Origin of the sequence: Streptomyces coffeae, from assembly GCF_016741875.1 — a bacterium.
Taxonomy (GTDB): Bacteria; Actinomycetota; Actinomycetes; order Streptomycetales; family Streptomycetaceae; genus Streptomyces; species Streptomyces coffeae.
In genome coordinates, this window is record NZ_JAERRF010000017.1 from 52334 (window position 1) to 70049 (window position 17716).

At 69.8% G+C, this 17716-nt stretch carries 17 protein-coding genes, 1 tRNA gene and 2 pseudogenes; 14 read left to right on the forward strand and 6 right to left on the reverse strand.

What is annotated here, in order from left to right; translation table 11 throughout:
• Positions 1–73: 73 nt before the first annotated feature.
• The 6 genes from JK363_RS26055 to JK363_RS26080 all read left to right on the forward strand — a co-directional run bounded on the left by JK363_RS26055 (position 74) and on the right by JK363_RS26080 (position 4620).
• Positions 74–514 carry a DUF3052 domain-containing protein gene (locus tag JK363_RS26055; protein WP_201877762.1) on the forward strand — a complete coding sequence of 147 codons (441 nt, stop codon included), beginning with the start codon at positions 74–76 and terminating at the stop codon, positions 512–514.
• Between the two features lie 115 nt (positions 515–629).
• Positions 630–1088 carry a peroxiredoxin gene (locus tag JK363_RS26060; RefSeq protein ID WP_201877763.1) on the forward strand — a complete coding sequence of 153 codons (459 nt, stop codon included), beginning with the start codon at positions 630–632 and terminating at the stop codon, positions 1086–1088.
• A gap of 156 nt (positions 1089–1244) precedes the next feature.
• A complete protein-coding gene (locus JK363_RS26065) occupies positions 1245–1820 on the forward strand; it encodes a TerD family protein (protein WP_201877764.1) in 576 nt (191 codons plus the stop codon).
• A 161-nt stretch (positions 1821–1981) separates the two neighbouring features.
• Positions 1982–2557: a TerD family protein gene (locus JK363_RS26070; protein ID WP_201877765.1), complete on the forward strand. Its 576-nt coding sequence runs from the start codon at positions 1982–1984 to the stop codon at positions 2555–2557.
• 51 nt (positions 2558–2608) lie between these two features.
• Positions 2609–3784 carry a DUF475 domain-containing protein gene (locus JK363_RS26075; protein ID WP_201877766.1) on the forward strand — a complete coding sequence of 392 codons (1176 nt, stop codon included), beginning with the start codon at positions 2609–2611 and terminating at the stop codon, positions 3782–3784.
• Between the two features lie 110 nt (positions 3785–3894).
• Entirely contained in the window at positions 3895–4620 is a 726-nt protein-coding gene (locus JK363_RS26080) for a TerD family protein (protein ID WP_201877767.1), read from the forward strand.
• A 27-nt stretch (positions 4621–4647) separates the two neighbouring features.
• Here the strand turns inward: JK363_RS26080 and JK363_RS26085 are convergent, their stop codons facing one another.
• Positions 4648–5736 carry a TerD family protein gene (locus tag JK363_RS26085; RefSeq protein ID WP_201877768.1) on the reverse strand — a complete coding sequence of 363 codons (1089 nt, stop codon included), beginning with the start codon at positions 5734–5736 and terminating at the stop codon, positions 4648–4650.
• 267 nt (positions 5737–6003) lie between these two features.
• Here JK363_RS26085 and JK363_RS26090 point away from each other — a divergent pair, with 267 nt between their 5' ends.
• The 5 genes and pseudogenes from JK363_RS26090 (at position 6004) to JK363_RS26105 (ending at position 11685) form a co-directional block, all read left to right on the forward strand.
• Positions 6004–7191, forward strand: coding sequence for an HpcH/HpaI aldolase/citrate lyase family protein (locus JK363_RS26090; RefSeq protein ID WP_201877769.1), 1188 nt, complete (start codon positions 6004–6006; stop codon positions 7189–7191).
• Positions 7192–7289: 98 nt separating this feature from the next.
• A complete protein-coding gene (locus tag JK363_RS26095) occupies positions 7290–9956 on the forward strand; it encodes a phosphoribosyltransferase (protein WP_201877770.1) in 2667 nt (888 codons plus the stop codon).
• The gene (locus JK363_RS26100) at positions 9953–10813 is read left to right on the forward strand and encodes an HAD family hydrolase (protein ID WP_201877771.1); all 861 of its coding nucleotides are present in this window, start codon (positions 9953–9955) and stop codon (positions 10811–10813) included. The genes JK363_RS26095 and JK363_RS26100 overlap by 4 nt, the downstream gene beginning before the upstream one ends.
• A 70-nt stretch (positions 10814–10883) precedes the next feature.
• Positions 10884–11000: pseudogene (locus JK363_RS42755) on the forward strand (DNA-binding response regulator); the annotation flags it as partial.
• A gap of 70 nt (positions 11001–11070) precedes the next feature.
• Positions 11071–11685, forward strand: coding sequence for an O-methyltransferase (locus JK363_RS26105; RefSeq protein ID WP_201877902.1), 615 nt, complete (start codon positions 11071–11073; stop codon positions 11683–11685).
• A gap of 337 nt (positions 11686–12022) precedes the next feature.
• Here the strand turns inward: JK363_RS26105 and JK363_RS42760 are convergent.
• From JK363_RS42760 to JK363_RS26120, 3 genes and pseudogenes are all read right to left on the reverse strand, one after another.
• A pseudogene (locus JK363_RS42760) lies at positions 12023–12583 on the reverse strand (DUF4383 domain-containing protein); the annotation flags it as partial.
• Between the two features lie 126 nt (positions 12584–12709).
• The gene (locus JK363_RS26115; RefSeq protein WP_201877773.1) at positions 12710–12943 is read right to left on the reverse strand and encodes an FmdB family zinc ribbon protein; all 234 of its coding nucleotides are present in this window, start codon (positions 12941–12943) and stop codon (positions 12710–12712) included.
• A gap of 111 nt (positions 12944–13054) precedes the next feature.
• Positions 13055–14329, reverse strand: coding sequence for a hypothetical protein (locus JK363_RS26120; RefSeq protein WP_372444848.1), 1275 nt, complete (start codon positions 14327–14329; stop codon positions 13055–13057).
• A 192-nt stretch (positions 14330–14521) separates the two neighbouring features.
• Here JK363_RS26120 and JK363_RS26125 point away from each other — a divergent pair.
• Positions 14522–14593, forward strand: a tRNA-Val gene (locus tag JK363_RS26125).
• Between the two features lie 99 nt (positions 14594–14692).
• Here the strand turns inward: JK363_RS26125 and JK363_RS26130 are convergent.
• Both JK363_RS26130 and JK363_RS26135 read right to left on the reverse strand, forming a co-directional pair.
• Positions 14693–16033: an N-terminal phage integrase SAM-like domain-containing protein gene (locus tag JK363_RS26130; RefSeq protein ID WP_201877775.1), complete on the reverse strand. Its 1341-nt coding sequence runs from the start codon at positions 16031–16033 to the stop codon at positions 14693–14695.
• Between the two features lie 396 nt (positions 16034–16429).
• The gene (locus JK363_RS26135; protein WP_201877776.1) at positions 16430–16939 is read right to left on the reverse strand and encodes a helix-turn-helix domain-containing protein; all 510 of its coding nucleotides are present in this window, start codon (positions 16937–16939) and stop codon (positions 16430–16432) included.
• 201 nt (positions 16940–17140) lie between these two features.
• Between JK363_RS26135 and JK363_RS26140 the strand changes: the two genes are divergently transcribed.
• Both JK363_RS26140 and JK363_RS26145 read left to right on the forward strand, forming a co-directional pair.
• Complete coding sequence (locus JK363_RS26140; protein WP_201877777.1) at positions 17141–17344, forward strand: helix-turn-helix domain-containing protein; 204 nt, start codon at positions 17141–17143, stop codon at positions 17342–17344.
• On the forward strand, positions 17344–17634 hold the full coding sequence (locus JK363_RS26145; protein WP_201877778.1) for a hypothetical protein: 291 nt from the start codon (positions 17344–17346) through the stop codon (positions 17632–17634). The genes JK363_RS26140 and JK363_RS26145 overlap by 1 nt, the downstream gene beginning before the upstream one ends.
• Positions 17635–17716 lie beyond the last annotated feature (82 nt).

A 17716-nucleotide genomic window follows, 5' to 3' on the forward strand; every position in this document is an offset into this window, starting at 1 on the left:
CCCCATGCCCCTCGCGTACGCGCGCGGGGTCACCGGACCCGAAGAGTGAACGAAAGATGACAGGAGGCAATCCGTGAGCGCGACCGCGGACCACGCGGAGGAGCGGACCAACCTGGCCGCGAGGCTGGGTTTCCAGCCCGAGCAGGTGGTCCAGGAGATCGGCTACGACGACGATGTCGACCAGGAGCTCCGCGAGTCCATCGAGGAGATCACCGGCCAGGAGCTCGTCGACGAGGAGTACGACGACGTGGCCGACGCCGTGGTGCTGTGGTTCCGAGAGGACGACGGCGATCTGACGGACGCGCTGGTGGACGCCATCCAGATGATCGACGACGGCGCCCCGGTGTGGCTGCTGACGCCCAAGACCGGCCGCGACGGCTATGTCGAGCCGAGCGACATCAACGAGGCCGCGACCACCGCCGGCCTCTCCCAGACCAAGAGCTTCAACGCGGGCAAGGACTGGACCGGCAGCCGCCTGGTCACCCCGAAGGCTGCCCGCAGCGGTAAGCGCTGAGACCGGGAAACCACACATCCGAGCCCCCCTCCGTTCGCTTTCGGAGGGGGGCTCGGCGCGTAGGGTGGACGCCACCGTATGTGATCACATGAGCGAGAGAGCGAAGGGACATCCCATGGCGATAGAGGTCGGTACCAAGGCCCCCGACTTCGAGCTGAAGAGCCAGCACGGAGAGACGGTCAGGCTCTCCGACTTCCGCGGCGAGAAGAACGTCGTGCTCCTCTTCTATCCGTTCGCCTTCACCGGCGTGTGCACCGGCGAGCTGTGCGCCCTCCGCGATGAGCTGCCGACCTTCGTCAACGACGAGGTGCAGCTGCTCGCGGTCTCCAATGACGCGCCCTTCAGCCTGCGGGTCTTCGCCGAGCAGGAGGGTCTTGAGTACCCGCTGCTGTCGGACTTCTGGCCGCACGGCGAGGCCAGCCGCGCCTACGGCGTCTTCGATGACGAGAAGGGCTGCGCGGTGCGCGGCACGTTCGTGATCGACAAGGAGGGCGTGGTGCGCTGGACCGTGGTCAACGGTCTGCCCGACGCCCGGGACCTCAACGACTACGTGAAGGCCCTCGAGGCGCTCTGAGTCTCGGCCGCACGCCGCGAAACCCTATGGCCGCCGGGAACCGCTCACTAGGATCGACGCGTTGATCCTTATGGGTTCCGTAAGGCGCGCCATAGGTATCCGCATCCACCATGAGGGGGCACGCAGTGCTCCTGACGAACCTTTTTGGGAGGACTCGTGGGAGTCAGCCTCAGCAAGGGCGGCAACGTCTCGCTGACCAAGGAAGCCCCGAACCTGACCGCCGTGATCGTCGGTCTGGGCTGGGACGCCCGTACCACCACGGGCACTGACTTCGACCTCGACGCCAGTGCTCTGCTGACCAACACCGAGGGCAAGGTCGCCAACGACCAGAACTTCGTGTTCTTCAACAACCTCAAGAGCCCGGACGGCTCCGTCGAGCACACCGGTGACAACATCACCGGCGAGGGCGAGGGCGACGACGAGCAGATCAAGGTGAACCTGGCCGGGGTCCCGGCCGATGTCGCCAAGATCGTGTTCCCGGTGTCGATCTACGACGCCGAGTCCCGCCAGCAGAGCTTCGGCCAGGTCCGCAACGCGTTCATCCGCGTCGTCAACCAGGCCGACGGCAATGAGCTGGCCCGCTACGACCTGTCCGAGGACGCCTCGACCGAGACCGCCATGGTCTTCGGTGAGCTGTACCGGAACGGGGCGGAGTGGAAGTTCCGCGCCATCGGCCAGGGGTACGCCTCCGGGCTGCGTGGCATCGCGCAGGACTTCGGCGTCAACGTCTGACAGCCGCCACGGCGATCCGTGGACCGCGCGTGCGCACCGCCCGCCGGTGGGCACCCGCGTCCGTCACGGCATCACCGCGTCCGGCGCCGCATCCCTGCACCCGGCAGGAGTGCGGCGCCGGACGCGCTTCGCGCACGCAACACCGGGGAGGAATCAGGATCATGGGCGTTACGCTCGCCAAGGGGGGCAATGTCTCCCTCTCGAAGGCCGCGCCGAATCTCACACATGTGCTCGTCGGCCTGGGATGGGACGCGCGCTCCACCACCGGAGCGCCGTTCGACCTCGACGCCAGCGCACTGCTGTGTCAGAACGGGCGGGTGCTCGGAGACGAGTACTTCGTCTTCTACAACAATCTCAAGAGCCCCGAGGGCTCCGTGGAGCACACCGGTGACAACCTCACCGGTGAGGGCGAGGGTGACGACGAGTCGCTGCTGATCGATCTCTCCAGTGTCCCGCCCCAGGTCGACAAGATCGTCTTCCCGGTCTCGATCCATGACGCCGATGCCAGGCGTCAGACGTTCGGGCAGGTCAGCAATGCCTTCATCCGGGTGGTGAACCAGGCCGACGGCCAGGAGCTGGCTCGCTACGACCTCTCCGAGGACGCCTCCGGCGAGACTGCGATGATCTTCGGCGAGGTCTATCGCTACGGCGGCGAATGGAAGTTCAGGGCCGTGGGTCAGGGGTACGCGTCAGGCCTGCGGGGCATCGCTCTAGACTTCGGGGTCAACGTTTCGTAAAGCCGCGTACAGCGCGCGGGGGAGACCTTACGAAGAAGGATTGGGTTGCCTGTGCTCCTCAAAACCTTTGGTTGGTCGTTCGCCGTAACGGCGGGCGGTCTGGCCTTGGCCGGCGTCCTCTGGGGGTGGAAGGGGCTCGCGATCGTCGGGATCCTCTCGATCCTGGAGATTTCGCTCTCGTTCGACAACGCGGTCATCAATGCGGGCATTCTCCGCAAGATGAACGCCTTCTGGCAGAAGATCTTCCTGACCGTCGGCATTCTGATCGCCGTCTTCGGTATGCGGCTCGTCTTCCCGGTGGTGATCGTCGCCATCACCGCGAAACTGGGGCCGATCGAGGCCGTGGACCTCGCGATCAACGACAAGGAAAAGTACGAACACCTGGTCACGGCGGCCCATCCGTCGATCGCCGCCTTCGGTGGGATCTTCCTGCTGATGATCTTCCTCGACTTCATCTTCGAGGAGCGTGACATCAAGTGGCTGGCCTGGCTGGAGAAGCCCCTGGCCAAGCTGGGCAAGCTGGACACCTTCTCGATCGTGGTCGCGCTGGGTGTCCTGCTGATCGCCGCGACCACCGTGGCCACCGATGTGGCCCACGGCGGTGGTGACAAGAGCTCCACCGTGCTGCTCTCCGGTGTCGCCGGTCTGGTCACCTATCTGATCGTCGGCGGTATCTCGGGCTACTTCGAGGACAAGCTCGAAGAGGACGAGGAGGAGGACGACGAGGACGAGAGCGACGAGAAGAGCGGCAAGGACAACGCCGACGAGAAGGCCGTGGCCGCGAACGGCGGTCAGCGCGGTGGGGCCACCGTGATGGGCCTGGCCGGCAAGGCCGCGTTCTTCATGTTCCTCTACCTCGAGGTCATCGACGCGTCGTTCTCCTTCGACGGTGTCATCAGCGCCTTCGCGATCACCAACGACATCTTCGAGATTGGGCTGGGTCTGGGCATCGGCGCGATGTACATCCGGTCGCTGACCGTCTACCTGGTCCGCAAGGGCACCCTGGACGACTACGTCTACCTGGAGCACGGCGCGCACTACGCCATCGGCGCGCTTGCCCTGATCCTGATCGTCACCATCAAGTACGAGATCCACGAGGTCATCACCGGCCTGGTGGGTGTGGTGCTGATCGGCGCCTCGTACTGGTCCTCGGTGGTGCGCAACCGCCGGGAAGGCGCAGCGGGCGAGGGTTCCGAGACAAAGACGGAAGTCACCTCCGGAGTGTGACCGGGGGGCGATTGAGGAACGCTCTGAGCGGGGCGGCCGAGAGTATGAGCTCCCGGCCGCCCCGCGGCAGTTGATACGGGCGAAAGCCATGAAGGGTGGGGGTGCGCACGATGGCGTTCTGGAGCAACTGGGGGCGGGCCGCGTGGCGCGAGTTCGACAGCGGTGACGCGTCCGGGGTGGTCGAGCTGACCAAGCGGCACTCCATGATCTCTCTGACCAAGCAGGGTGCCGCCAGTGGCAACCTCCGGATCAACCTCTCCTGGCAGATGCGGACCTCGGACTTCAACGAGTCCGGACGCGGCTCGCTGCGCCATCCGCTGCGGATGTTCAAACCCCAGGTGGTCCAGGCCCAGGGACCGGCCATGGTCAATGTGGACCTCGACCTGGCGGTGATGTACGAGCTGAAGAGCGGATCCAAGGGTGTGGTCCAGCCGCTCGGCAACTTCTACGGCAATCTCAATGAGCCGCCGTACGTCAAGCTCAGCGGCGACGACCGGTTCGGGTCGGGCACCGGCGAGACGATCTACATCAACATGGACCACAAGGACGACATCAAGCGGCTGCTGGTGTTCGTCTACATCTACGACGGCACCCCCGCCTTCGACCGCACCCATGGCATGGTCACGCTCTACCCGAGCAATGGCCCCCGGGTGGAGATCGCCCTGCACGAGCGGGCCCCACAGGCCCGCTCCTGCGCCGTGGTCATGATCGAGAACGTCAAGGGCGAGATGGTGGTGCGGCGCGAGGTGAAGTACGTCTACGGCTTCCAGGCGGAGCTGGACCGGCTGTACGGCTGGGGGCTCCAGTGGGGCCGCGGCTACAAGTCCAAGGTCTAGCTCCGGCCCCCTGCCGTCCCGTCCTCGCTACCGGTTCTGGAACTGCGGCCCCTGCGGCGGCAGCGTGAAGTTGGGGTCCGGCACCGGCGCGGGCAGCGGCGGCGGGGGCGGCACCGCCCCGGTCGGCTGCATCTGCTGCGGATAGCCGTACGCGGGCGGCTGCGGATAGCCGTACGACGGCTGCGGAGAGTAGGGCGCCTGCGCCGGCGGCGGCGGATAGCCCCCGGGCGGCGGCGGGGGCGGCGCCGTGGGCTGCGGCGGCACATGGCCGTAACCGTCGCTCTGCGCCGCGGCGGGGGGCATCCGCTGCGGGTCCCACGGGTCCGGGGTCGGCCCCTGCGGATGCGGCTGGGGGTGCGGCGGCGGATAGCCGTAACCGGCCGCGGGCGCGGGCACCTGCGGTGGCAGTGCCTGGGTCTCGGCCTGCGACGGCGTCGGGGCGGACGAGGGTGCCGGGGTCGGCGCGGGAGGCGGAGTCGGGGAGGGGGGCGACGGTGGTGCGGCGGAGGCGGACGGGGGCTCGGCGGCGCTCGCGGACTCGTCCGGCTCGGGCTTGGCGCCCGCGCCCTCGCCGTCGTCCACCGAGATGCCGTACTCGGTGGCCAGCCCGACCAGGCCGGTGTCATAACCCTGGCCCAGCGCGCGGAACTTCCAGCTGTCCTTGCGCCGGTACAGCTCCCCGCAGATCAGCGCGGCTTCCTTGCCCGTCTCCGGCTGCACCTCGAAGATCGCGATCGGTTCCGCGTCCGCCGCGGCCGAGGCGTCGTACAGCAGCAGGCTCAGATCCCGTACCTGTCCGAAGGCGCCGCCGTCCGCGGACGCGGCCAGCACCACCCGGCGCACCTCCGCCTCCAGACCGGACAGCTCGGCCTCGATGGTGTCGGTCAGCCCTTCCGGCAACCGCTTCTTGGGCAGATGGCGGACCAGGCCCGAGGGGTGCCGCGGCTGGTTGTAGAAGACGAAGTCCTCGTCCGAACGCACGCGGTCGTCCTCGGCCAGCAGCAGCGCCGAGGCATCGACATCGGGTACGTCGGTGCCGGAGGTCCAGCGCAGCACCGCGCGTATGGCCGTGGTCTCGAGCGGGATGTTCGACCCCTTCAGCATCGCGTGCGTCATGGCCGCAATCCTGCCCTCCCCGATGGCTCCGGGACAACGCAGGGTGCCACGGCGGAGGCGGTACGCGTCCGTAGTGCGGGGGCGCGCGGGGTGGGGATGCGGGGATGCGGGCCGGTCCGCGGGGCGGCGTGGACATGGATCCGACCCAGACCGGTTACGCGATTTTCACGGTCTTGGGGAACTTTTGACCCTTGCCCGCACGTACGATTATCGGCCAACCAGAGGTCGTCATGACCTCTACCGGTACCGGCAGCACGGGGGAGATATATGAGACATTTTGGACACCTGCCAGATGGGGTGCGGTCGGGTCTCTTTCATCGGGAGCCCGGCGAATTCACTGTGTCCTCGCCCGCCCGGACCCTGGCGGTCGCCCTCGGCGCCACCCTCTACTCGCCCGCCTCCCGGCCCCGGCTCGCCGATGACATCGTCAAACAGGCAGGTCGCGGCGTGGTGTCCATGGTGCTGTGCCTGGAGGACTCCATCCATGACGCCGAGGTCGCCGGCGCGGAGGAGAATCTCGTACGTCAGCTCGGCGCACTCGCCGAGGGTGATGCGGACGCCGCGCTGCCCCTGCTGTTCATCCGGGTCCGCACCCCGGAACAGATCGTCGATCTGGTCCGGAGGCTGGGTCCGGCCATCCGGCTGCTGTCCGGATTCGTACTGCCGAAGTTCACCGAGGAGCGGGGCGTTTCCTTCCTCGAGGCGCTGATCTCCGCCGAAACCGCCGAGACGACGGCCGTCCTGGGCGGACGGCGGCTCTTCGCGATGCCGGTTCTGGAATCCCCCGAGCTGATGCACCGGGAAACCCGTACCGAGACCCTCAGCGGCATAGGCCGGATCGTCGACAAGTACCGGGAGCGGGTGCTCGCGCTGCGGCTCGGCGTCACCGATCTGTGCTCCGCGTACGGGCTGCGCCGGGCGCCCGACATGACCGCCTACGACGTCCAGCTCGTCGCTTCCGTGATCGGGGACGTGGTGAACATGCTGGGCCGGGCCGACGGCACCGGCTTCACGGTCACCGGCCCGGTGTGGGAGTACTTCAAACAGCACGAGCGGATGTTCAAACCGCAGCTGCGGCTCAGCCCCTTCAGCGGGCGCGCGGAGGCGCTGCGCACCGCGCTCATCGAGCACGACATGGACGGTCTGCTGCGCGAGATCGAGCTGGACCGGGCCAACGGCCTGATGGGCAAGACCTGTATCCACCCCACCCATGTCGCCCCCGTGCACGCGCTCTCCGTCGTCAGCCACGAGGAGTTCAGCGACGCGGCGGACATCCTGGAGCCCGAGCGGTACGGGGGCGGGGTGCTGCGCTCCTCGTACACCAACAAGATGAACGAGGTGAAGCCGCACCGGGCCTGGGCCGAGCGCACCATGCTGCGCGCGGAGGTGTTCGGCGTCGCACGGGAGGATGTGAGCTTCGTGGAGTTGCTTTCGGCGGGCCTGCGGACGGGCTGAGCCCGCCCCGCCGGGCCCCGGTCGGGGCCCGGCGGAAACGGCTGGGGCTGCGGGGACGCTGAACGTCACGGGGGGCTGATGCAGAGAAGAATGTGGGAATGATCGAGAGAGACGAGGCGTACGGCGTGGTGTGGTCGGGACAGTGGGTCGCGGACCGGCTGGGGGTACGGCTCGACGGCGGCGAGGAGCTGACCGGGCTGCTGGGGCTGGCGCTGCGGCGCAACCCCAAGCGCGCCCATCTGCTGGTGTCGAACGTGCTCGGCAAGCATGTCCCGCAGCGCCCCGCCGCGGTCCACGGCGCGGGTGTACGGCTCGGCCGCCGGGTCCGGGAGCTGCTGGGCGAGGAGGCCGCGGCCCGCGCGGTGGTGCTCGGATACGCCGAGACCGCCACCGGTCTGGGGCACAGCGTCGCGGACGGCCTCGCCCTCGCGCCGTATCTGCACTCCACCCGCCGCCCGGTCGACGGCGTCGCGACCGTCGGCGGCTTCGAGGAGGAGCACAGCCACGCCACCTCCCATCTGCTGCTGCCGGAGGACCCGGGGCTGCTGGGCGGTGACGGTCCGCTGGTCCTGGTGGACGACGAGTTCTCGACCGGCCGTACGGTGCTCAACACCATCGCCGCCCTCCACCGGCGCTTCCCCCGCGACCACTATGTGGTCGTCGCCCTGGTCGATATGCGCTCCGCCGAGGACCGCGCCCGGCTGGACGCGTTCACGGCCGAACTCGGCGCCCGGGTGGACCTGATCGCCGCTGCCACGGGCACGGTCCACCTCCCCGAGGGCGTCCTCGAGCGCGGACAGCGGCTGGTGGCCGAGCATGAGCACGAGCCCGTCCACGAGCCCGTCCACCAGCCCGTCCACGAGCCCGCCCGCCAGCCCGCCGACCCGTCCGTGGCGCCCGCCGCCGTCCGCGTCGAGCTGGGCTGGCCCGGGGGGCTGCCCGACGGCGGCCGGCACGGCTTCACCCCCGCCCACCGCGCCCGGCTGGAGGCGGCGCTTCCCGGCATGGCGTCCCGGATCGCCGCGGCGCTGCCGACGCCGGGCGACGGCAGCCGCCCCCGGGTCCTCGTCCTCGGCTTCGAGGAGCTGATGTACGCACCGCTGCGGCTCGCCGAGGCGCTGGAGGACGCCCTCGACGGGGCCGAGGTGCGCTACTCGACCACCACGCGCTCACCCGTGCTCGCCGTCGACGACCCCGGCTACGCCATCCGCACCCGGATCGCGTTCCCCGCCCATGACGGCCCCGCCGACGGCTCCGGCCCGCGCTTCGCGTACAACGTGGCGCCCGGCGGCGACCCCGCACGGCGTTTCGACGCGGTCGTCGCCGTCGTCGACTCGGCCGCCGACACCCCCGCGCTGCACGCCCCCGACGGGCTGCTCGCCCGGCTGGCGCCGCACACCGACCGGGTGCTGCTCGCCGTCGTCCCGTCCCATGTGCCCGCCGCGCCCTCTGAGCCTTCCTCCCCAACCCCCGTCCCCCGCACCGAACGACAGGCCCCCGGTATGCCCCCACCACCCCAGGAACCCCTGCGCGGACCCGACTTCTCCTCCTACGCCCCCGACGACGTCGGCTGGCTGCTCCAGGACTTCTCGCACGTCACGCTGGAGGCCCCCACCGAGGAGCGCGAGGAGGCGATCCAGAGCGGCGGTGCGCACTACGCCGAGTCGCTGCCCCAGGAGTACCAGCCGAGCGAGGAGTACCAGGCGCTGTTCCGGGCCGCGCTGACCGCCTCGGCCGCCCGGATCGCGCGCGCCGTCGGCACCGTCACCGAGACCGTGCTCGCCGAACGCTCACCCCGCCCCGTGCTGGTCTCGCTGGCCCGCGCCGGAACCCCGGTCGGCGTGCTGATGCGCCGCTGGGCGCGGCATGCGCACGGACTCGATCTGCCGCACTACGCGATCTCCATCGTGCGCGGCCGCGGTATCGACACCGCGGCGCTGCGCTGGCTGGCGGACCATCACGACCCGTCCGACATCGTCTTCGTCGACGGCTGGACCGGCAAGGGCGCGATCACCCGCGAGCTGGCGGACGCCGTCGCCCCGTATCCGGACATCGACCCGCGGATCGCCGTCCTCGCCGACCCGGGCCGCTGTGTCGAGACCTACGGCACCCGGGACGACTTCCTCGTCCCCTCCGCCTGCCTCAACTCCACCGTTTCCGGGCTGATATCGCGCACCGTGCTCCGCGCCGACCTGGTCGGGCCGGATGACTTCCACGGCGCGAAGTTCTACCGGGAACTGGCCGAATCCGATGTCTCCGGGCACTTCCTGGACGCCGTCGCCGCCCACTTCGACGCGGTCGCCGAGGACGTCGCGGCCGACGTCAAGCAGCTCGCCGCCGCCGACCGCACCCCGACGTGGGAGGGCTGGGCCGCCGTCGAGCGGATCAGCGAGGAGTACGGCATCCACGACGTCAACCTGGTCAAGCCGGGCGTCGGCGAGACCACCCGGGTGCTGCTGCGCCGCGTCCCGTGGAAGATCCTCGCCAAGCGCGGCGCGGGCGCGGACCTGGACCACGTACGGCTGCTGGCCGAACAGCGCGGCGTACCGGTGGAGGAGGCCGACGATCTGCCCTACACCTGCGTCGGGCTGATCCATCCGCGCTACACCCGCGGCGCCATCGGAGCGGACGGCAAAGCGGTCCACGTCACAGCCGATGACGGCGCGGTCGGCCACACTACGCCTGACAGCCACCTGGCTGAAAACAACCCAACAGACAAGAACGACGAGAACGTGGTCGAGAGAAGAACGGCGGACGCGCGATGAGTGTTGTGGTGGCGAGTGACCTCGATCGCACCCTGATCTATTCGGCGGCCGCGCTCGGCCTGGACATGCCGGACGCCGAGGCCCCGCGGCTGATGTGCGTCGAGGTGTACGAGGGCAAGCCGCTGTCGTACATGACCGAGACCGCGGCCGGGCTGCTCGCCGAGCTGGCCCGCACCTCGGTCTTCGTACCGACCACGACCCGCACCCCCGAGCAGTACCGCCGGGTCCGCCTCCCCGGCCCGCCGTCCCGCTTCGCGGTCTGCGCCAACGGCGGTCATCTGCTGATCGACGGCGAGTCCGACCCCGAGTGGCACACGAGTGTGCGGGCCCGCCTCGACGGCGAATGCGCCCCGCTCGGCGAGATCACCGCCCACCTCAGCGCCACCGCCGACGCCGGCTGGCTGCTCAAGGAGCGGGTGGCGGACGACCTGTTCGCCTATCTCGTGGTCGAACGGGACCAACTGCCCGCGGACTACGTCAAGGAGCTGACGGAGTGGGCGGAACCGCGCGGCTGGACCGTCTCCCTCCAGGGCCGCAAGCTCTACGCCGTACCGAAGCCGCTCACCAAGAGCGCGGCGGTGGCCGAGATCAAGCGGCGTACCGGGGCGGACGAGGTACTCGCCGCCGGTGATTCGCTGCTGGACACCGATCTGCTGCTGGCCGCCGACCGCGGCTGGCGTCCGGGCCACGGCGAACTGGCCGATGCGGGCTGGTCCGCGCCGGAGGTGACCGCGCTCGAGGAGCGGGGCGTGGCGGCGGGCGAGGCCATCATCCGCGCCCTGTCCGAGCGTGCCTCGGTCACCTGGGCGCGGGCGCGCAGCGAGGTCATCCGCGCGGTTTCCCGCGGCCGGGGCTGATCAGCCGGCACGAAGACGCAGTTCCGGGTCAGGCCGCCGAGGGCGGTCTGGACGCCGGACGGCCGCGTGTCTCGCGCAGCGCGCCGTCGAGAAGCACATCAACGCGATCTTCGGCAGGCTCGAACTCCCCGGCAGCTCGGGTTACAGTCGCCGGGTCCTGGCTGTACTGCGTTTTCTGGGCAGTTGAGCGAAGAAACGAAGGGGGACCCGTGGCCAAGAGCAAGAGCACTCCGATCACGTCCGAGCTGTATGAGTACATGCTGCGGCACAATCCGCAGCTCGACCCCGTGCAGCGTGAGCTCGTCGAGGTCACGCACGCCCGGCTGCCCGAGTACGCCGGAATGCAGTCGGCCGAGGAGCAGGGCCCGCTGCTGGCGTTCCTGGTCCGGCTGACCGGCGCCCGCCACATCGTCGAGGTCGGCACCTTCACGGGTTTCTCCGCGCTGGCCATGGCGCAGGCGCTGCCCGCCGACGGCAAGCTGATCGCCTGCGATGTCTCGGAGGAGTGGACCGCGTACGGGCGGGAGGCGTGGGCGAAGGCGGGTGTCGCCGACCGTATCGACCTGCGGATCGCGCCCGCGCTGGAGACGCTGCGGGCGATGCCCGCCGAGCCGCATATCGACTTCGTCTACCTCGACGCGGACAAGGCGAGCTATGTCGACTACTGGGAGGAGTTGGTGCCGCGGCTGAACCCCGGCGGGGTGATCGTCGCGGACAACGTCTTCTACAACGGGGACGTCACCGACCCGGCGACGACCGGCGCGGGCGCCGCGATCCGGACGTTCAACGATCATGTGGCCGCGGACGACCGGATGGAAGCGATCATGCTGACGGTCGCGGACGGGCTCACTCTGGCCCGCCGCCGCGGCTGAACCGGTCGCGCAGCCGCCGGTGCCGCCGGCGGCGCGGGGGCGGTTCCTGGGCGTCCGGCCGCTCCGGGGGCGGGGCTGCCTTCTCCCCTTCCCGGGGCGGGGCTGCCTTGCCGGGTTGATCGTGCTTGCCCCACTTACCCGGCGGTTGGCCGGAGCGCGAGCCGCCCCGGCCCTCGTCCTCGCCCTTCCCCCCGGGTTCACCGGGCCGGTCCAGCTTGCCCCACTTCCCGGGCGGCTGACCGGCCCGTTTGCCCGGCTCCTCGGACTCGGCCGACTCCGCCGTCCCCCCACCGGCGCGCTCCACGGCGCGGAGGCGGGCGGCGGCGGCCGCATGGGCCCGGTCCTCGCGTTCGGCCAGGTCGGGGTGGCGGGACCGCCAGTACGGATTGTCGTGCGGCAGCTTGCTGCTGACGCGCCCGTACATGCCGAACCACATCAGCATCAGCCCGACCACAAAGCTGAACAGCACGTTCTGGAGGCGGAACGCCAGGAAGTTGAAGTCGGTCTCCAGCAGGGCGAGATTGACGAACCCGCTCAGCAGGAAGAGGACCCCGAGCACGATATTGAGCGTGGAGGCGAAATTGCCGCCGATGACCATGCCGACGAACAGCAACAGCCCGATGGCGATGGACAGCACGCTCAGCGAGCCGTTGGTGTTGAGCCCGGCGACCGTGTTGTCACCGGTGGCAAAGAACCCGATCTTGTTGACCAGGCCGAGGATGCCGAAGGCGACCAGGACGAGCCCGGTGAGCCCGGCCCCCACGCGGTAGACCTGGCTCAGCCGGTGATCGACGGGCAGATGCTCGTCGAGTGTGGTGTGCCCACCGACCCGCTCGGGGAAATGCCGCGCGATTCCCGCGGGGTGTGCGCCGATGGGGGAGGGGCGGCCCGTAGCCATCTCCGGCCTCCTTCGCTTCGCCGGACCTCGGCATCGCCGTCGAGGCCGTACCCGCGGGGCCGTACCGCACCCACGCAGGTACGCAGGTACCTCCCAGCATCCGCCCCCCGCCGGATCCGCTCAACCTCAGCCGCAGCACCCACCCCCGCAGCACCCGCCACCGCCACCCTGCGGCCGGGGCGGCGCGGCGGCGGAGGCACCGGAGGAACCGGCGGTGCCGGTGACGGCCACGGTCGACAGCAGCTTCACGGTGTCGTCGTGCCCCTCGGGGCAGGACGCGGGTGCCGAGGACTCGGCCATGGGCCGGTTCAGCTCGAAGGTGGTGCCGCAGGAACGGCATCGGTACTCATAGCGAGGCATGGCAGGAGCATAGCCAGCGAAGGCCAGGTCAGGGCGGTGAAGCGAACCATCGGGCCGGGGCGGCCCGGCCCCCGTCCCGCCCCCGCGGCTCGTCGCGGCGGCCCGGGGCGGTCAGTGCCCGGCCCCGGCCCCGCCCCCGCGCTCGTCGCGGATCTCCTGCACCACCCGGGCGACCGTCTGCCGTACCGCCTCGGTCTCGGACAGGAAGTGCCACCAGTCGGGGTGCCGCCCCTCGAGCCCCTCGACGGCGCGCTCCAGCCGCCCCACCGCGTCATCCAGCGGGCGCGCATGGCGCGGATCGGGGGTGCTGCGCCCGGCCATGGCCAGCCGCTGGGCGTCGCGGATGGCGAAGCGGGTGCGCTCGACCTCCTTCCGGTGGTCGAAGGACACCTCGTCGAGCCGCCGCAGCCGGTCGCCGGCGGCGGAGACGGCCTCGTCGGTGGTGTTCAGCAGCGCCCGCACGGTGGCGAGCAGCGCGGTGGCGTCCGGCCAGCGCTGCTCCTCGCGGGCCGTCTGCGCCTCCTTGAGCTTCTCCTCGGCCAGGGCGACATCTCGCCCGGCCTGCGCGGGAACGGGCTGGAGGTCCTGCCAGCAGGCGGCGCTGTAGCGGCGGCGCAACTCGCTGAGGACGGGCTCGACCCCGGCGGCCCGCGTGGTGATCGCCTGGGCACGGGTCCGCAGGGACACCAGCCTGCGGTCGATCTCGGCGGCCCGCTCCGGCAGCCGCTCGGCCTCGCCGCGGACGGCCTCCGCCGTGCGCAGCACATCGTCGGCGCGCCGGATGGTGTTCTGCACACCGTGCTGCCCGGCGCCTTGATTGAGCTTGGTCAGCTCGGGCGAGAGGGCGGCCAGCCGCGCCGCGAGATCGTCCGCCCGCAGACCGGAGGCCCGTACGGCGTCCAGCGCGTTGGTGGCGGCGAGCAGCGCCTGTCGCGCCCGCTCCACCGCGGGCGCCAGCCGCGCGAGCTGCGTCTCGGCCTGCTGCAACAGCGCTCCGAGCCCCTGCGCGAACCGGTCGAGATCGGCCTTGGTGCGCAGCAGCTCGTCCTTGGCCCGGGTCAGCTCCATCCGCGCACGGGCGGCGGTGGCCCCGTCGAGACCGTCACGGTCGAGATCATGGGCGTCGACAGCGGTGATGTAGTCATGGCTGACCTGGTCGATCCGCTGCCCGAGCGCGGCGAAGTCGGCCGCGGTCCGGCGGGCGGCGGGGGAGTCGTCCACCGCGGTGATCGTCTCTATCGAGATCCGCAGATCGCGCTGGGCGGTGTCCAGCTCATAGAACGCCGCCGCGGCAGCGTCCTTCGCCGCCTGGGCCTCGGCCCGCTGACTCTCTCCACGGCCCCCGAACCAACGCCGCCCGCCCCCGCCACCAGGTGTCGCCGCCACTTCCCTCTCCCAATGGATCGCCCATGGGATCGCCATGGATCGCCCGTAGGCCCGGATGTCATTCTCCCACCCGTCACTGACGTGCACAGCGGTCGGGCGGTTCGCGTGTGGCGGGTCTCGGTACGGCCGGTCCGGCCCGAACCGGGATTGCGGCCCCGGCCCGGGGACACTGTAGGCTGACCTTTCGCTCCCGGGCGCATAGCTCAGCGGTAGAGCGCTGCCCTTACAAGGCAGATGTCGGCGGTTCGAACCCGTCTGCGCCCACCCCGCCTGACCAGGCAACGAGCCCCGTACCAAGATCGGTACGGGGCTCTTGTGCACCCGAATGGGAGCGAAACGGGAGATCAACTTCCCGGGAGACGCTCAGCTTGCGACGCGGAGGATCTGCCGACGACTGCGACGCCAACGCGCATCCAGAGCGTCCAGCCTCTCCTTACGCATCTGCGGCGTCACGTGCTCGTACACACCCTCGATGTCGCCGACCGCCCAGCCCTGAGCCTGGAATCGCAGCGCGCGGTCGATGCGGTCTTCCTTCATCCAGGTGTCGGCCGTGTGCCGGCCGCCCCGCATCGTGAACCCGGGCAGGATCGGCTCCCACTTCTCACGGCCAGCGCAGCCGCGTTTCCGCTCCAGAGCCGAGCGGCCGTCCGCGGCCGGGCGCAGCTGCTGGCGGGTGAAGTTGCCCCGGCGCCACCACTTCCCGGCCGGGGTCGAGAAGATGTACTCGTGCGGCCAATCGGCGAGGTGCTTTTCCAGCAGCCGCACCAGGAACGGCGGTAGGTCCACCTCGCGCGCCGACGTCCTGTTCTTCGGCGGCCCCAGGTAGAGCTTCACCTGTGACTTGGCCTCTTTCCGTCGGTTGGCCTTCCAGCCCTTTGCCCGGCACTCCTCCAGCCGCGCGTCCTCCGCAGCGTGCCACGCTTCGAGATCCTCGGCGTCCAGCTCGAACTCCACCTCATGGAGGGCGCCGACCTTCGGATCCACGCGCAACACCGTGCGCTCGAAGGGCCGCTGATGCAGCGTGTCCTGCCGCTTCAGCAGAACGTTGCTCCGGTGCAGCCCCGCCAGCTCGCCCCATCGCAGACCGGTGTAGGCCGTGGTTACCACCATCAGGCCGGCCACCCCGCCGAGCCGCTGGTACAGCTGGAAGATCTCCTCGGGCTGAGCCCAGACCTCTTCGTCGTCCTCAGCGTGCTCCACCGTGCCGTGCTGCTGGGTGATGTCGTGCTCGGCGCGCTCTGACTGCCGCCGCCGCCCGTACATCGGATTGGCCAGTAGATAGCCGGCGTCAGCCGCGCCGGTAAGGATCATGCTCAGCAGCGTGAGCGCTTGATTGACCGTCGACTGTGCACAGGTCTGCTTGTTGCCCCACGCTCGGGCGACGAACACGTTGATCTCACACAGCGGCAGGTCGCCAAATCCGGGCAACAGATGCCGGGTGAGCAGACGTTTGCGCTTGATCACGGTCGCGGGGGCGACCTTCTGCGCCTCCATCCAGAGGGGTGCGAACTCCCTGAACGGCGTCCGGGCCCGCTTCGGATCCTGCCACCGACCCTGCCGGATCGCGGCTTCCTGCTCCTCACCCCACTCCTCCGCCTGCTTCTTCGTTCGAAACCCGGGCTCGCTGCCGAGCGAGCCATCCGGGAGTTTGTACCGGGCACGCCAGGGATGCTTCCCCTTGCCGCGCCGCTCTGCGTACGCCATGAGTCACCTCACGTGCTGGTCGGGTACGGCACCCGACGCCCAATGACGGGCGAGGTGTGGGGGATGTGCCGGGATGAGATCAGACGGCCCGAAGGTGAGCGTCGGCGACCGTACGTCGCCGCCAGTAGTAGACGGCCACGTTGCAGAGCTGCTCCATCATTCGAGCGGCACTCTCTGAAACTGTGTCCTCCTGAACCCAGATGACAAGACCGTCAGGCTGGTCATCCCAAATGGCAGTCACGCCGCCGGGCAGGCGAGGCACCCTCACCATGCGCACGAGCATGTAGCCGCCCCCTCATATCACCTGTCACGGTGGCCCCCCTCACAGGTACCAGCACCCTGCCACACCTGCGGGGGATATGTGGAGACTCCCGTCCGGAAAAGGTTGAGCCCGCTCTATGCCTCGTTCACGTTCGGCGGTTCATTCTCCGCGATCCGACGCATGGCCCGCTGGACGCGTGTCCACTCCTCAATCTCCGCCCGCAACTGCTCTGGGTCCATCTCCGCAGCCGGGGCATCGCTCATATAGACGACCACGAGTCGCGAGCTGGATCCGGGCTTGGTCAGGTCTACGACCTCACTGTCGAGGACCTGGCCGTCAGTCAGCTCCTTGATGACGCGGAGCGGCATGCCTTCGTACGGAGGGCGTGTCTGGGCGGGAGGGGCTGGCGGCTCGTCCCGGCCTTCGAGGGTGCGCATCGCGTGGCCGCTCGGCCAGCCGAGAGCACTCTCCACTTTGCCTAGGGATGGGGGGATGCGGCCTCGGTCCTCGCCGGCCTCCAGGCTGCGGAGGGTCTGGCGCGCCACACCGGCAGCCTTCGCCAGGGCGGCCTGCGTCATCCCGAGCTCCTCGCGGGCGCTGCGGATCGCTCGCCCTAGGCGCGTCCAGTCGCGTCGGCTCTCCATGGGCACATGATGCCCCACGGCTAGGCAACCCTGTACATCCCCTTCCGGCCTTTTGGCCTGCTGTTGGGCTTTGGCCGACTCCCTGATGGTTGCCACTCACGCCGTTCCGCGCCCTCTGGAGACCAGTAGTGGCCATCGAAAGGTCAACGAAGGCGCCCAGGGGCTTGCCATGTGCCCAATAAATGCCTAATGTATGGCTCAATGAAGGCCAACGGAGTCGCGATCCGCGAACTGCGAAGGGTCAAGCTCGGCGGCCTGCGTGAACTCGAACGAAGGACGGGCCTCGATAGGGGCTACCTCTCCCGGCTCGAGCGCGGCAGACGCGGCGCGTCCCTCTCGACCCTGCTCCTCATCGCGAAAGCCCTAGACGTCCATCACCAAGCCATCACCAGGGAGGACCCGTGATGACAGGCAACGAACACGGCCCCCCGGCCGTAGTTGCGCTCCCTCCGCTGCACGACGACCGCCTGTACTCGGCGGAGGAGGTCAGCCAGTACACGGGGGCGAAGCCTCAGTGGCTGAAAAGGGCGCTGCGTAGCCAGATGATCCCGGGCGGTTACCTCGGGCGGAACCCGGTCTGGACCGCCCAGCACATCCGCGACCTGATCGCGCAGACCCACGAGCCGCAGAAGCGACCAAGCAGGGGCGGCGGGAACGGCCGCCAACGGCGTGGCCGACGCCTGGCCAACACCTGATCAACACATGAGGGCCCGCCCCGCAACGACCAAGCCCGGGACGGACCCGACACGGCTTCACCTCACAACCTGATCAAGAAGG